The organism is Peribacillus sp. TE19612, from assembly GCF_056279465.1.
Map to the genome: position 1 here is coordinate 1 of NZ_JBWCCL010000010.1, position 14,784 is coordinate 14,784.

General features: G+C 42.1%; 15 protein-coding genes and 1 pseudogene. All 16 read right to left on the reverse strand.

Annotated features, from left to right (window positions below; translation table 11 throughout):
- Nucleotides 1-417: pseudogene (locus ACZ9AO_RS17665) on the reverse strand (NADH-quinone oxidoreductase subunit C); the annotation flags it as partial.
- Complete coding sequence (locus ACZ9AO_RS17670) at nucleotides 418-894, reverse strand: NuoB/complex I 20 kDa subunit family protein (protein WP_170946902.1); 477 nt, start codon at nucleotides 892-894, stop codon at nucleotides 418-420. It abuts the pseudogene before it with no gap.
- Nucleotides 895-920: 26 nt separating this feature from the next.
- Nucleotides 921-1,295, reverse strand: a complete 375-nt coding sequence (locus tag ACZ9AO_RS17675; RefSeq protein ID WP_048685838.1) for an NADH-quinone oxidoreductase subunit A — start codon at nucleotides 1,293-1,295, stop codon at nucleotides 921-923.
- A 341-nt stretch (nucleotides 1,296-1,636) separates the two neighbouring features.
- Nucleotides 1,637-2,038: a F0F1 ATP synthase subunit epsilon gene (locus tag ACZ9AO_RS17680; protein ID WP_048685840.1), complete on the reverse strand. Its 402-nt coding sequence runs from the start codon at nucleotides 2,036-2,038 to the stop codon at nucleotides 1,637-1,639.
- A gap of 25 nt (nucleotides 2,039-2,063) precedes the next feature.
- On the reverse strand, nucleotides 2,064-3,461 hold the full coding sequence (gene atpD, locus ACZ9AO_RS17685) for a F0F1 ATP synthase subunit beta (protein ID WP_048685843.1): 1,398 nt from the start codon (nucleotides 3,459-3,461) through the stop codon (nucleotides 2,064-2,066).
- A gap of 87 nt (nucleotides 3,462-3,548) precedes the next feature.
- Nucleotides 3,549-4,409: a F0F1 ATP synthase subunit gamma gene (locus ACZ9AO_RS17690; RefSeq protein ID WP_048685846.1), complete on the reverse strand. Its 861-nt coding sequence runs from the start codon at nucleotides 4,407-4,409 to the stop codon at nucleotides 3,549-3,551.
- Between the two features lie 37 nt (nucleotides 4,410-4,446).
- Complete coding sequence (atpA, locus tag ACZ9AO_RS17695; RefSeq protein ID WP_048685849.1) at nucleotides 4,447-5,955, reverse strand: F0F1 ATP synthase subunit alpha; 1,509 nt, start codon at nucleotides 5,953-5,955, stop codon at nucleotides 4,447-4,449.
- Between the two features lie 24 nt (nucleotides 5,956-5,979).
- Nucleotides 5,980-6,516: a F0F1 ATP synthase subunit delta gene (locus ACZ9AO_RS17700; protein ID WP_476109622.1), complete on the reverse strand. Its 537-nt coding sequence runs from the start codon at nucleotides 6,514-6,516 to the stop codon at nucleotides 5,980-5,982.
- On the reverse strand, nucleotides 6,513-7,034 hold the full coding sequence (gene atpF, locus ACZ9AO_RS17705; protein WP_048685855.1) for a F0F1 ATP synthase subunit B: 522 nt from the start codon (nucleotides 7,032-7,034) through the stop codon (nucleotides 6,513-6,515). The genes ACZ9AO_RS17700 and atpF overlap by 4 nt, the downstream gene beginning before the upstream one ends.
- A 165-nt stretch (nucleotides 7,035-7,199) precedes the next feature.
- Complete coding sequence (gene atpE / locus ACZ9AO_RS17710; protein WP_048685857.1) at nucleotides 7,200-7,424, reverse strand: F0F1 ATP synthase subunit C; 225 nt, start codon at nucleotides 7,422-7,424, stop codon at nucleotides 7,200-7,202.
- Between the two features lie 64 nt (nucleotides 7,425-7,488).
- Nucleotides 7,489-8,184, reverse strand: a complete 696-nt coding sequence (gene atpB, locus ACZ9AO_RS17715) for a F0F1 ATP synthase subunit A (protein WP_048685858.1) — start codon at nucleotides 8,182-8,184, stop codon at nucleotides 7,489-7,491.
- A gap of 22 nt (nucleotides 8,185-8,206) precedes the next feature.
- Nucleotides 8,207-8,575, reverse strand: a complete 369-nt coding sequence (locus ACZ9AO_RS17720; RefSeq protein ID WP_048685860.1) for an ATP synthase subunit I — start codon at nucleotides 8,573-8,575, stop codon at nucleotides 8,207-8,209.
- A gap of 458 nt (nucleotides 8,576-9,033) precedes the next feature.
- Nucleotides 9,034-11,259, reverse strand: a complete 2,226-nt coding sequence (locus ACZ9AO_RS17725) for a S8 family serine peptidase (RefSeq protein WP_476109624.1) — start codon at nucleotides 11,257-11,259, stop codon at nucleotides 9,034-9,036.
- An 86-nt stretch (nucleotides 11,260-11,345) separates the two neighbouring features.
- The gene (wecB, locus tag ACZ9AO_RS17730) at nucleotides 11,346-12,488 is read right to left on the reverse strand and encodes a non-hydrolyzing UDP-N-acetylglucosamine 2-epimerase (RefSeq protein ID WP_063595711.1); all 1,143 of its coding nucleotides are present in this window, start codon (nucleotides 12,486-12,488) and stop codon (nucleotides 11,346-11,348) included.
- A gap of 23 nt (nucleotides 12,489-12,511) precedes the next feature.
- Nucleotides 12,512-13,141: a uracil phosphoribosyltransferase gene (gene upp / locus ACZ9AO_RS17735; RefSeq protein ID WP_476109627.1), complete on the reverse strand. Its 630-nt coding sequence runs from the start codon at nucleotides 13,139-13,141 to the stop codon at nucleotides 12,512-12,514.
- 234 nt (nucleotides 13,142-13,375) lie between these two features.
- Entirely contained in the window at nucleotides 13,376-14,617 is a 1,242-nt protein-coding gene (locus ACZ9AO_RS17740; RefSeq protein WP_053536892.1) for a serine hydroxymethyltransferase, read from the reverse strand.
- Nucleotides 14,618-14,784 lie beyond the last annotated feature (167 nt).

Consider the following 14,784-nt stretch of genomic DNA (forward strand, 5'->3'; position numbering starts at 1 on the left):
TTCTGCCGTTTCTTCTTTCGCCTGTTTCCGGGCCAATGCCGCTGCTTTCGCCTTGGCCGCTGCCGCCGCCTTTTGCTTCGCTATATCCATTTCACCTTCCGGCTTTTCTGCCGTTTCTTCTTTCGCCTGTTTCCGGGCCAATGCCGCTGCCTTCGCCTTGGCCGCTGCCGCCGCCTTTTGCTTCGCTATATCCATTTCGCCTTCCGGCTTTTCTGCCGTTTCTTCTTTCGCCTGTTTCCGGGCCAATGCCGCTGCCTTCGCCTTGGCCGCGGCCGCCGCCTTTTGCTTCGCTATATCCATTTCGCCTTCCGGCTTTTCTGCCGCTTCTTCTTTCGCCTGTTTTCGGGCCAATGCTACGGCCTTCGCCTTGGCCGCGGCCTCTGCCTTTTGTTTCGCTAAGTCTTCCTTTTCACTCATCTATATCACCCGCTTTCCGGTTTTCGCCTCATAACGGATTTTTTCTTTTAATTTATTGATCCCGTAAATAAGTGCAGCTGGGTTTGGGGGACAACCCGGTATATATACATCGACAGGTACAATTTGATCTACCCCTTTGACCACTGAGTAAGAGTGAACATAAGGCCCGCCAGCAGTTGCACAGGAGCCCATTGCAATAACCCATTTCGGTTCTGGCATTTGTTCGTATAATCTACTTATTATTGGAGCCATTTTTTTCGTTACCGTTCCTGAAACAATCATGACATCCGATTGTCTGGGGGATGTCCGAAAAAAAGAACCAAATCGGTCCAAATCATAATGAGAGGAGCCGACACCCATCATTTCAATTGCACAACATGCCAAACCGAAAGTCATTGGCCAGAGTGAGTTACTTCTAGCCCAGCCTTTTATTTGTTCAAGTGTGGATAAGAAAATACTGTGGCGCATTTCTTCCATTTCTTTAGGGGTAAGTTCATCCAACTTCAATTCCACTTTAACACCTTCTTTTTCCAAGCATAGATTAGTCCTAGCATAAGGATCACGACAAAAAACAGCATTTCAATCAATGCAAACAGTCCGAGTTCATCATAGGCAACCGCCCATGGGTAAAGAAAAACCGTTTCTACATCAAATATGACGAACATCAATCCGAATAGATAATACCTGACATTGAATTGGACCCTTGAATCCTGAAAAGGATCGATTCCGCTTTCATAAGTCGTATATTTCATATCTGTCGGTTTATAAGGCCTTAGCAGTCTACCAAGAAATAAAGCGATCACAGGTAATAAAATACCGAGACAAAGGAAAACAAATACAATTAAATAATTATTTTGGTAAATATGCAGCTGTCCCATGTTCATCTCCCTTTATGGATAAATCATGTTAACTGGGTACAAGTTAAATTTGCCTGTCTTCTTTTTGGATACTGTAATAAAATATTATGCAGGGTAACAATCTTTTAGAAGCAACGTGATAGGAGGGGGTATGAAGCAAAAAATGTAAGCGTATACATTATAACATTAGGATAAAAACATGTCGACGAGTTAAGGTTTAAAATGGAAATTACTTTACCCTATAATTCGACATTTTTTCCCAATTCCGACATTCCATGTCAATATTCCTCAAAAACCTTCAGGATAAAAAAACACCTGATCTTACCACGAATGGCTTGATCAGGTGTTTTCAACAATTAAAGTTATCGCATTTCTGCAATTTGGATTCGGTTAATGGCACGTTTAAGCGCTAAATTAGCTCTTTTGGCATCATTTGATCCATCATTGTTCTGCAATCTTTGTTCAGCACGGGCTTTTGCTGCTTGAGCACGTGCAAGATCGATAGTTTCAGCTCTTTCAGCAGATTGAGCTAAAATGGTTACCACATCAGGGCGAACTTCTAAGAAGCCACCATTTACAGCTACATAGTCTGTGTTGCTTCCATTTTTAAGACGGACAGCACCAATGGTAAGCGGGGCTACAGTTGGAACGTGTCCAGCCATGATTCCCAGCTCACCGCTTTTAGCTTTAGTGCTTACCATTTCAACTTCTGCATCATATACTGGGCCATCGGGAGTAACAACATTGACTTTAATGGTCTTCATTTCATTCCCTCCTAGGTCCCTTTAATTAAGCCATTTCTTTTGCTTTAGCAACAACTTCTTCGATGCGGCCAACTAGACGGAAAGCATCTTCTGGAAGTTCGTCATATTTTCCAGCTAGGATATCTTTGAATCCTTGGACTGTTTCTTTAACTGGTACATAAGATCCCTTCTGACCAGTGAATTGTTCAGCCACGTGGAAGTTTTGTGACAAGAAGTTTTGAATTCTACGAGCACGTTGAACGATTACTTTTTCGTCTTCGCTTAATTCGTCCATACCCAAGATGGCAATAATATCTTGAAGTTCTTTATATTTCTGTAAAGTCGATTGCACTTGACGAGCCACTTTATAGTGCTCAGCCCCAACGATTTCTGGGCTAAGGGCACGAGAAGAAGACGCCAATGGATCAACTGCAGGGTAGATACCCATTTCAGAAAGTTTACGCTCAAGGTTAGTTGTTGCATCCAAGTGAGCGAAAGTTGTAGCTGGAGCCGGATCCGTATAGTCATCGGCAGGTACATAGATCGCTTGAATGGATGTAACTGAACCTTTATTTGTTGAAGTGATACGTTCTTGCAATTGACCCATTTCAGTAGCAAGAGTTGGTTGGTAACCAACCGCTGAAGGCATACGTCCTAGTAGGGCGGAAACCTCAGAACCTGCTTGTGTGAAACGGAAGATGTTATCGATGAAGAAAAGAACGTCTTGTCCTTGTTCGTCACGGAAATATTCAGCCATTGTCAAACCGCTTAGGGCAACACGCATACGTGCACCTGGCGGCTCGTTCATTTGTCCGAATACCATCGCTGTTTTCTTAATAACACCAGAATCAGTCATCTCGTAGAAAAGGTCATTACCTTCACGAGTACGCTCACCTACACCAGCGAATACCGAGATACCGCCGTGCTCTTGTGCGATGTTATTGATAAGTTCTTGGATAAGTACAGTTTTACCAACACCGGCTCCACCGAAGAGACCGATTTTACCACCTTTGATGTAAGGAGCAAGTAAATCTACTACTTTAATACCTGTTTCAAGGATTTCAACAGATGTTGATAATTCCTCGAATGTTGGTGCTTGTCTGTGAATTGGATCACGACGCACCTCTGCTGTAAGTGGTTCGAATAGGTCAATGTTTTCCCCTAATACGTTGAAAACACGACCTAGAGTAACTTCACCTACAGGTACTGAAATTGGAGCTCCTGTATCAACAGTCTCTGCACCACGGGTTAAACCATCAGTGGAAGACATTGCTACAGTACGAACTGTATTATCACCTAGTTGAAGGGCCACTTCAAGAGTTAGTCCTGTACCAGACGCTGTATTTTCGATTCTTAACGCGTTATAGATCTTAGGAAGTTGTCCGTCTTCGAATTTCACGTCAACAACCGGACCCATAACTTGAGTAACGCGTCCTATATTCATCGTTTTCCCTCCTAACGTTGCTTATAACGACTATCGAGTTTATGGAACGGCCAAGCTTCGTCCGGGCCGACCGCTCCTTTAATGATTTTATTCTAAAGCTGCTGCACCGCCGACAATCTCTGTAATTTCTTGAGTGATCGCTGCCTGACGTGCACGGTTATATTGTAATGAAAGTGAGTCGATCAACTCTTTTGCATTATCGGTCGCATTTTTCATTGCAGTCATACGTGCAGAGTGCTCACTTGCTTTACCATCTAATAAAGCACCATAAATCAAACTTTCTGCGTATTGAGGCAGTAATACCTCAAGGATTTCTTCTGCATTCGGTTCAAATTCATAAGAAGTCAATGTTGCATTGGAAGTATTGAAGTCAGCTAACGGAAGGACTTGCTTTTCCGTTACCTCCTGCTGGATTGGGCTGACATAATGGTTATAGTACATATAAAGCTCATCACACAGCTCATTCAGATATAAATTCACTGTCGATTTTGCAAGGGAGCTAATGTCAGCGAAAGACGGCTGATCAGGAACCCCAATTACTTCAAGCTCTACGTGCATGTTACGGCTGACAAAGAAATCACGGCCAACCCTTCCGATTGCGATAATGACGAACTCATCATTGGATTTATGACGTTCAAGAATGGTTTTATGAACGTGGCGAAGTATACTACTATTGTATGCCCCAGCCAATCCACGGTCCGATGTGATTACCAAGTAACCGGTTTTCTTAACTGGACGTGAAGTAAGCATTGGATGAGATGCATCCGTGCTTCCGTTCGCAATACTGGATACCACTTCTTGAATTTTTTCCATATATGGAACATATGCTTTAGCATTAGCTTCCGCACGGTTCATTTTAGAAGCAGATACCATCTGCATCGCTTTTGTAATTTGACTCGTCTTTTTCGTTGAAGTAATCCGAGACTTAATATCGCGTAAAGAGGCCATTCATTCTCACCACCCTTTATAAATTAGTTAGACCTTATTATTCAGAAATAACGAAGTTCTTTTTGAATTCGTTAATTGCAGCAACGATAGCAGCGTCTTCAGGAAGACCTTTTGTTGTGCGAATGTGATCTAATAATTCCGGATGAGAACGATCTAGGAACACATAGTACTCTTCTTCAAAACGAAGGATATCCGATACTGGAATATCATCTAAATGACCTTTAGTCAATGCATAGAAAATCATGACTTGTTTTTCTACTTTGATCGGTTTGTTTAGATCTTGCTTAAGGACTTCAACTGTACGAGCACCACGGTTAAGTTTTGCTTGTGTAGCAGCATCAAGGTCAGAACCGAATTGAGAGAATGCTTCCAATTCACGGTATGAAGCCAAGTCAAGACGTAATGTACCGGCAACTTTTTTCATCGCTTTAATTTGTGCAGATCCACCAACACGGGATACGGATAGACCAGCGTTAATCGCAGGACGTACACCTGAGAAGAACAAATCGGATTGTAAGAAGATTTGTCCATCAGTGATGGAAATTACGTTTGTTGGAATGTAAGCAGAGATGTCGCCTGCTTGTGTTTCAACAAATGGAAGCGCAGTGATTGAACCGGCACCTAAAGTGTCATTCAATTTTGCTGCACGCTCAAGTAAACGGGAGTGCAAGTAGAATACATCCCCTGGGAATGCTTCACGACCTGGAGGACGGCGAAGTAGCAAGGAAAGTTCACGGTATGCAGATGCTTGTTTAGAAAGATCATCATAAACCACAAGAACGTGCTTGCCGGCGAACATGAACTCTTCACCCATAGTCACACCAGCATATGGAGCTAGGTATAAAAGTGGTGCTGGTTGAGAAGCTGATGCAGATACAACGATTGTGTAATCCAAAGCACCATTTTTACGTAGTGTTTCAACAGTTCCACGAACCGTTGATTCTTTTTGACCGATAGCGACATAGATACAGATCATATCTTGGTCAGCTTGGTTAAGAATTGTATCGATTGCAACTGATGTTTTACCAGTTTGACGGTCACCTATGATTAACTCACGTTGTCCACGACCGATTGGAACCAATGCATCGATTGCTTTAATACCTGTTTGTAAAGGTTCATGTACTGATTTACGGTCCATTACACCTGTTGCAGGGCTTTCGATTGGACGAGTTTTTGTCGTAGCGATCGGGCCAAGGCCATCTAATGGTTGTCCAAGCGGATTCACGACACGTCCGATTAATTCTTCTCCAACTGGCACTTCCATGATACGGCCAGTACGGCGTACTTCACTGCCTTCTTTAATGTCTCTGAATGGTCCAAGAATAACAACACCTACGTTATTTTGCTCTAGGTTTTGTGCTAATCCCATTGACCCATTGGAAAATTCTAAGAGCTCCCCAGACATTGCATTATCTAAACCATGAACGCGTGCGATACCATCACCAACAGTGATAACCGTACCAACATCGCTTACTTTAATTTCCGACTGATAGTTTTCAATCTGCTTTTTAATCAGCGCACTGATTTCTTCAGCTTTGATGCTCATGAATTTCACCCCTATCTGTGAATATTAACCTAATAGTTGTTTGCTAAGGCGATCTAACTTACCGCTAATCGTCCCGTCATAAATGCGGTTACCGATTTGTAATTTGATGCCGCCAAGGATATTGCTATCCGTAATATTAGTGATGCGTAAATTTCTTTTGCCGATTTTTGCAGCAAAAGATGAAGACACAGCTTCCACTTCCGTTTCATTTAATGGACGTACTGTATAGACCGTTGCATCAGCTACTGAGTTTTCTTCATTCGCAAGTTCAATGAACTCTTGTGCCATTGCTGTCACTTCATCTGTACGATGACGCTCCACCATCAGCATCACAGTGTTTTGAACGGAAGAAGAAAGGCTTGCAAATGCATTTGCAATCAAAGCGCCTTTTGCATCTTTAGTCATTTTAGGATGAGCCAGGAAGCTTAATAGCTCATTATCTTTTGTAAAAACTTCATTCACTATGCGAAGCTCTTCTTCAAGTTGGTTAATGAGATTTTGCTCTTTCGCAATTTGGAAAAGGGCAACGGCATAACGCTTTGCTACTGTTATATCGCTCATTTCCCTTCTCCTGCCTCTTGAATGTAGTCATTAATCAATTGCTCTTGATCTGCTTCGGATAGTTCTTTTTCAATTACTTTAGAAGCAATAAGTACGGATAAAGATGCCACTTGCTCGCGTAAAGCCGTAATGGCTTTTTCTTTTTCCTGTACGATTTCACGCTTAGCTGTTTCTTTGACGCGTTCAGCTTCAAGACGTGCTTGATTCACGATCTCTTCACGCTGTGCTTCACCTTGAAGTTTTGCGTTTTCTATAAGTTGTCCCGCTTCAGTGCGAGATTGTTTTACGATTTCACGTTGTTCTTCTAAATATTTAAGTGCTTCTTGTCTGCTAGCTTCAGCTGCTTGAATTTCATTTGCAACATGTTCTTCACGTTGAGTCATGATGCCCATTAGAGGACCCCATGCAAATTTCTTCAGCAACGCTAACAAAATGATAAACATTACTAATTGGTATAACATGTCTCCGCCATTAAAGCCATGAGACGTTGACCCAAGTACAAAGCTGCTTGTTAACACGCTTGGTTCACTCCCTTCACGAGTTTCACTTCTTAAAGCGTTCATTATATGAACTTTAGAAAACTATGCTCTTAAACTGTATAAAAACAGGATTGTGGACATAAAGGAAAGGCGAAGGTTCACATGGAACGAACTTCGCCATTTTTGAACTTTTTGAAGGTTCTATTAACCACCATATACCATAAACGCAATTACTACCGCGATGATAGGCATCGCCTCAACTAAACCTACCCCGATGAACATTGTTGTTTGAAGCATACCGCGAGCTTCTGGTTGACGAGCGATACCTTCTACTGTTCTTGAAACGATAAGACCATTACCAATACCTGCACCTAGTGCTGCTAAACCAATTGCAATTGCTGCTGCAAGAAGACCTACTGAACCTGTCATTATAAATATCCTCCTTAGATTGTATCAAAATTTATTATTTTTTTAGTTCTAAATGAACTTATAATTAATGGTCGTCACTGACTTTATGAGACAGATAAACCATTGTTAACGTGACAAAGATAAACGCTTGGATACTACCGACGAAAATACTATAGCCTTGCCATACTAATGTAGGCACAATTGCACCAATAAATCCGGCAGCTCCACTAAATGCCAGGGTGCCCGCTAATAGACTCAGCAAAACTTCACCAGCATAAATGTTACCATATAGACGCAGACCAAGTGTCAAGGAGTTTGTAAATTCCTCTACAAGTGTCATTGGGTTTTTATAAGCTTTAAAGTAACCCTTGGCGCCTTTCATTTTTATAGCATAATAATGCGTTAAACCTAAAACCATGACTGCAAGAGTCAATGTGATAACTGGGTCGGCTGTTGGTGATTTCCACCAAAGCACTCCATCGTAACTAATTGCAAACGGAAGACCTAGCATATTGGACACAAAAATGTACATTAGCAAAGTCATACCAAGCAGTTGAAACTGACCACCTGTTCTCCAGTCCATGTTACTATTAATAATACCCTTAACGAAATCCATAATCCATTCCATGAAATTCTGCATGCCGGTTGGCTTCATGGCAAGCTTACGTGTACCAAGCACAGCAAGTATGAACACAACTAGACTGGCAACTGTAATCATTAGGACGTTACTCAAGTTAAAGGTAAGACCCATAAATTCTTGTAAGGGTGCTTCATGATTCAACTATATTCACCTCTCTTCCCCGCTATCGACGTATTAATTGGATGAAAAAATCTATAAAAATGACAATATAAGCTGTCATTAATCCCCATACAACACTTATCAGATGAAAATGCTCCGGAAATTCCAATGCAATGAGTACCGCTAGACCTGCGGATGCCATTCGTGTCATCGTCCCAAGAGATTTCGTTTTCTTTCCTTCATCGAGCGCCTGACTGAACTTTTTCATTTTCTGATTGATCAGCCATAGATTGTATAAACTCAAACTCGTACCCAGTATAAGCCCAGCAAAAACGGCTTGATAACTCGTAAGTCCCCATCCAACAACATAAACCGCCAGAAGAAAAATTATATATTTACTCTGCCTGTTGAACATGATTTTCATTTCTGGCATTTTTCATTTAATCTCCTGAGAAATATTTTCGTACTGAATGAAGCATTGCTTGTAAACCTAGCAAGTCCACAAAGAAGGCCAATTACTAATAGCAGCGGTTCGAATCTTAGGTTCTGACGAGTAAAAGAAGATACCGAACAAAACTGATCCGACTATTTGAGAAAGAATCGCTGACATCAAAGTCATAGCCATTTTAGACGGCGATCATTTGACGCAAGTTGCATCCTCGCGGTTGAATTTGGTGGAGGATAGAAAACATTTCATGCTGTAAAAATCTGCATGCCGGGCTCCTGAAAACCCTCTCATTTTACATCCTTTGTTAGCATACAATAGGCTAGAATCATTGTCAATGAGTGGTTAGTGAAATTTGTCACAGGTTTGTAATTATTAACGAATTGTTCACAAATTATTTTTTTTATACTATTGACATCCATTTTATTTTACTTATTGTCCTCTCTTCACTCGATAAGTAACGTCTTTTCTATCCGATCTTCCCTTCCGCCCCTTCTTGCAAAGATTATCGCCTTATATATTCCTTTAGGCGGCAAGTCCTTTTTCAATACATCTTTTTTGATCAAACCGGGAGGAGCCGATCTGGACCAATCCAAATATCCAGCGAATTTCAAGCTATCTTCCTCATAAAGGGCAATACCGAATTCTTCAGCCCCGCGCGGAAGATACATTTCGTATCGATATGTGCCTTCCTGGTCCCCTTGGCCAAAATCAAATCCCATTATCCTTGGATAATCAGGCTCTTCTTTTACATATAAATAAGGAAGGGATATTCTTTTGGTTCCTTCCATTATAATGAGGTATCCATCAAAGACTCCCTTTTTAAGCTCGGCTGGGTTGACCTGCAATCCGACTTTTATCCGTTTCTTTTCCTTCGGTTTCAAAGTAAGGGATTTCGGCAATTCCCAAGTTAGCCCCGTCTCTTTTAATGGGACCATGAATGAGTACTTCCTCATTTCCGTTCCGGTATTTTCTATGACTATCGTTTCATGATGCTCTTCAATTCCCTCTTTTTTTGTATACATCCCAAAGGACAATGAGCTTGGATTCAAGAGTGTGTCCGCTTTTAACGCTTCGTCGACCTGGATGCGTCCAGCCCCCTGTTCATATGTGTGATACAATTGATACGCTGTTTTCCTCAATGGCTTGGAAGTGCTCATCAATGCAGATTTCACTTGGTCAGGAGTCCATTCCGGGTGTTTTTGCAGGATTAAGGCGCATGCACCTGCAACATGCGGTGCGGACATACTTGTTCCATCCAGGGACATATATCCTTTAGGAATGGTGCTTTCAATTTCCACTCCCGGTGCCAATACGTCAGGCTTTATTCCCCACGATACGGTTACCGGTCCCCTGGAGCTAAAATCCGCGAGCCTATCCTGCTCGTTCTTATAAACAAATTGAACGGTTTTGCTCTGGCCTTGCTCCATGATTTGCTTGAGCTGCAATCCATCTCTTCTATTAATAGAAGCAGCTGGGATGTTCATTTCTTTTTCCAAGCTTCCAGTAAAGCTCCCGCTCGTATTATTAAAAACAATTACCCCCTTCGCACCTGCCTTTTCTGCATTGGATACTTTCTGCTGGAAGGTAAGTGTGCCACGTTCCATCAATACAATCTTATCCCGAACATTCTTCAGGTCCTTTTCATTACCCAGTCCCCCATATATGACATCCTCGGAAAACGTCAGGTTCCATTTTTTAGAGCCTTGAAACAAGGTTAAATGCGATTGATGCTTTTTTGATCCAAGTCCGTAAATCATATACGGAACCCTTAAGGGAGGAGTCGAAGCCCCAACGGAAATAGCTTTTTCCGCTGTACCGGGTGAACCGACGGTCCATACAGCCGGACCGGAATTCCCGTTTGATGTCACGGCAACGATGCCGCTTTCCACAGCCTTATTCAACGCGAGGGAGATGGGTAAATCAGGACCATTGACGTTATTGCCTAGAGAGAGGTTCAATACATCCACCTTATCCTTTATGGCTGACTCAATGGCCGTCAATACTTGATCTGTATCTCCAGAACCGCCTGGCCCCAAAGCTCGATATGCGTAAATCTCCGCTTCAGGTGCGACGCCTTTCATTTTTCCATTGGCTGCAATGATGCCTGCCACATGAGTGCCATGCAATGTATCCAGGTCGCCTTGATTTTTGGTTTCCATTGGATCTGCATCACCGTCAACCAGATCCTTACCTCCTTTATAAGCTCGTTGCAAATCGGGATGTGTATAATCGATGCCAGTATCGATTATCCCTACCTTTATCCCTTTCCCGGTGATCCGGTGATTCTCCTTATCAAAGAAACCCCTGACCCTGTCTCCTCCTATGTATGGGACACTTTTATCCAACACGGCTTGATAAACGGATACTTCCGTTACGGCCTGAATTCCCCCCTCCTTTTTAAGTTGTTCTATTTCTTTCATTTTCCCGTGAAGGGAAAATCCATCCAGGGCAACCGAATAAACATTCCGTAATTGAAGAGATGGATATCTTTCAAGCAGTTTTTCGATCTTTTTTCGATTAAAAGCCTTATCCATCGTGACAACAACCGTTACTTCCTTAGATTCAGATAGTTTTGGTAAAGGCGGCAAAATGACTTTTGCGAAGCCCTTTTCATTTTGATAAATAAATATAAAAAGGAAAACAAACACTATGAACGTTTTCTTTCCCAACATAATCATCCCCTTAGCAGTTATCTTTTCTCAACAACCTCGGAGTATGCAAATAAAAAAAGGAAAAGCGTATGGCTTTTCCTTTTTTATGGTTCAAATCTAGTTGGCGGCATATTCACTTGCTTAAAATAGTACCGGATCGCTTCAGCTATGCGGACCGAAGCATTTCCGTCCCCATATGGATTTGAAGCTTTGGACATTTTTTCGTGCACCTCTTGATCGGTGAGCAATTCATGTGCCAAATCATATATGGTTTGTTCATCAGTACCAGCCAATCTTAAGGTTCCAGCCGCAATCCCCTCAGGACGTTCGGTCGTATCCCTTAAAACTAGGACGGGTACACCAAGTGACGGTGCCTCTTCCTGGATTCCTCCAGAATCAGTCAAAATCAGATAGGCTCTAGAAGCGAAGTTATGGAAATCCAATACATCCAACGGTTCGATCAAATGAACCCGCGGATCGTCCCCGAGAACTTCGTTTGCCAATTCTTGAACAAGCGGATTTAAATGAACAGGATATACCACTTGAACATCATCATGCTCAACAATGATTCTCTTAACGGCCCTGAAGATATTCCTCATGGGTTCCCCTAGATTTTCCCTCCGATGGGCGGTAAGCAAAATGAGCCTGTCTTCTCCAAGGCCATTTAAAACCGGATGGGAATATGTCGACCTTACAGTCGTTTTTAAAGCATCCGTTGCCGTATTTCCCGTCACGAAGATATTATCCTTCTTGTTTTCGTTCAGCAGATTCTCCTCGGCTTTCGAAGTCGGCGCAAAATGCAAATCCGCCATCGTACCCGTAAGCTGTCGATTCATCTCTTCGGGATAGGGGGAATACTTATTCCATGTGCGCAGCCCCGCTTCTACATGCCCAATGACAATTTGATTATAAAAAGCTGCCAGACTGGCGACAAACGTTGTGGTTGTATCACCATGAACGAGAACAATATCTGGTTTAGCTTCCTTCATTACGGAATCAAGACCATTTAATGCTCTTGTTGTAATGTCAGCAAGCGTTTGCCTTTCCTTCATTATGTCCAAGTCATAGTCCGGCTGTATGGAAAATAGTTCGAGAACTTGATCTAACATTTGGCGATGCTGAGCCGTAACAGCAACGATCGGCTTGAAATATTCTGGGTGTTTTTGAAATTCGAGTACTAAGGGAGCCATTTTGACAGCTTCTGGTCTCGTCCCGAAAATGGTCATGACTTTAATCGGTTTGTTCATTCGTGACACCTCAGTTTCTTTCCTTATTTTGTGCCGAATAAACGATCTCCTGCGTCTCCAAGACCTGGAACGATATAACCATGTTCATTCAGTTTTTCGTCAAGACCCGCAATATAGATATCAACATCAGGATGAGCTTCTTTTAAAGCTTCTACACCTTCTGGAGCTGCAATCAAACACATGAATTTAATATTGACTGCACCGCGCTTTTTAATGGAATGGATCGCTTCGATGGCTGATCCGCCAGTGGCTAGCATCGGGTCAACGACAATGCATTCCCTTTCTGCCAAGTCACTTGGCATCTTCGCATAATATTCAACCGGTTTCAATGTTTCAGGATCACGGTAAAGTCCAACATGTCCAACCTTTGCAGCAGGAATCAGCTTAATGATTCCGTCCACCATCCCTATGCCTGCACGTAAAATCGGGACGATCCCCACTTTTTTACCAGAAAGCATTTTCACTTTCGCTGTGCTTACAGGCGTTTGGATTTCCACTTCTTCCAGCGGCATATCCCTCGTGATTTCAAATGCCATCAATGATGCAACTTCATCCACTAGTTCACGGAATTCTTTTGTTCCTGTATTTTTATCACGTATATAGGCTAATTTGTGTTGAATTAACGGGTGATCGAAAACATAAACTTTTCCCATTTGGCATCTCTCCAATTCCATTGCTTAGTTTTGCGCTTTTTTATGATTTCCCTAATCGAATAGAAAAATTTTCGTGTCTTTTAAAATTCACTTCAACCTATTTTACAGAAAAATGTTTCAATCTTCAATAAAGGTTTAGTTGTCAGACCTATTTTCACTATTCGGATTCTTCTAACACACTGACCTTCCATAAATGCAAAAAAACCGCTCCCTTTAAAGGGAGCGGCTCCGATATTACAATGAAGGATACAATTCAAATTTGTTCGCTAATGATTCAACACGCTGTTTTGCTTCTTCAAGCTTAGCTGCGTCTTCATTATTTTTCAATACAAGTCCGATGATAGCAGCTATTTCATCCATGTCTTCCAATCCGAAGCCACGTGATGTCACTGCCGCAGTCCCAATACGTATACCGCTGGTAACGAAAGGTTTTTCCGGGTCATAAGGAATCGCATTTTTGTTCACGGTAATACCGATTTCATCTAAAACATGCTCTGCGATCTTTCCCGTTAATCCTGTAGAGCGCACATCAAGAAGAATCAAGTGATTGTCCGTTCCATCAGAAACAAGAGTGAACCCTTCTTTCTTCAAACCTTCACCCAAACGTTTAGCATTGTCGATGATTTGTTGGGCATATACTTTAAAATCATCTTGAAGCGCTTCGCCGAATGCAACAGCCTTAGCTGATATAACATGCATCAAAGGACCGCCTTGAATTCCAGGGAAGATGGATTTATCGATCTTCTTACCGAATTCCTCTTTACAGATGATCATCCCACCGCGTGGTCCACGAAGTGTTTTATGAGTAGTTGTCGTTACAAAGTCAGCATAAGGAATTGGACTTTGATGTAATCCAGCCGCAACTAAACCTGCTATATGCGCCATGTCGACCATTAAATATGCCCCGACTTCATCCGCAATTTCACGGAATCGCTTGAAGTCGATTTCCCGTGGATATGCACTTGCACCCGCTACGATCAATTTAGGTTTGTGTTGACGCGCTTTTTCCAATACATCATTGTAATCGATACGGTGATCTTTTTCGTCTACACCATATTCAACAAAATTGTAGTTAACACCACTGAAGTTTACTGGACTTCCATGTGTTAAGTGACCACCATGCGAAAGGTTCATCCCAAGCACTGTGTCGCCAGTTTGAAGCACTGTAAAGTAAACGGCCATATTGGCTTGAGCTCCAGAGTGAGGCTGTACGTTCACATACTCGCCTCCGAAAATTTCTTTCGCACGCTCACGCGCTAAATCTTCAACGATGTCTACATACTCACATCCGCCATAGTAACGTTTCCCAGGGTATCCTTCTGCATACTTATTAGTCAAGACTGACCCTTGCGCTTCCATGACAGCTTCACTCACGAAGTTTTCAGAAGCAATAAGCTCAATTTTACTTCTTTGACGCCCTAATTCCAGTTGAATTGCGTTAAACACTTGCTCATCTTGCTTTGCTAAACGATTCATTCCGTAATTCCTCCTCAAATTGTGCGTGATTCGCTTTTTAGTATTTATGTGCAACATGCCTTCAAAAAGCATGAAAAAGCCTTACCAATAATTATTAGAAAATTCTACTCCATTTTAACATGTCTAATTTAGAAGTGATAGTCTAATTTTATCGAACATTAAATGTT

Excerpts from the sequence above, each read along its gene's own strand:
- ACZ9AO_RS17670 (WP_170946902.1), bottom strand. The coding sequence starts at position 894 with ATGGAAGAAATGCGCCACAGTATTTTCTTATCCACACTTGAACAAATA.
- ACZ9AO_RS17675 (WP_048685838.1), bottom strand. The coding sequence starts at position 1,295 with ATGGGACAGCTGCATATTTACCAAAATAATTATTTAATTGTATTTGTT.
- ACZ9AO_RS17680 (WP_048685840.1), bottom strand. The coding sequence starts at position 2,038 with ATGAAGACCATTAAAGTCAATGTTGTTACTCCCGATGGCCCAGTATAT.
- atpD (WP_048685843.1), bottom strand. The coding sequence starts at position 3,461 with ATGAATATAGGACGCGTTACTCAAGTTATGGGTCCGGTTGTTGACGTG.
- ACZ9AO_RS17690 (WP_048685846.1), bottom strand. The coding sequence starts at position 4,409 with ATGGCCTCTTTACGCGATATTAAGTCTCGGATTACTTCAACGAAAAAG.
- atpA (WP_048685849.1), bottom strand. The coding sequence starts at position 5,955 with ATGAGCATCAAAGCTGAAGAAATCAGTGCGCTGATTAAAAAGCAGATT.
- ACZ9AO_RS17700 (WP_476109622.1), bottom strand. The coding sequence starts at position 6,516 with ATGAGCGATATAACAGTAGCAAAGCGTTATGCCGTTGCCCTTTTCCAA.
- atpE (WP_048685857.1), bottom strand. The coding sequence starts at position 7,424 with ATGACAGGTTCAGTAGGTCTTCTTGCAGCAGCAATTGCAATTGGTTTA.
- ACZ9AO_RS17720 (WP_048685860.1), bottom strand. The coding sequence starts at position 8,575 with ATGCCAGAAATGAAAATCATGTTCAACAGGCAGAGTAAATATATAATT.
- wecB (WP_063595711.1), bottom strand. The coding sequence starts at position 12,488 with ATGAACAAACCGATTAAAGTCATGACCATTTTCGGGACGAGACCAGAA.
- upp (WP_476109627.1), bottom strand. The coding sequence starts at position 13,141 with ATGGGAAAAGTTTATGTTTTCGATCACCCGTTAATTCAACACAAATTA.
- ACZ9AO_RS17740 (WP_053536892.1), bottom strand. The coding sequence starts at position 14,617 with ATGAATCGTTTAGCAAAGCAAGATGAGCAAGTGTTTAACGCAATTCAA.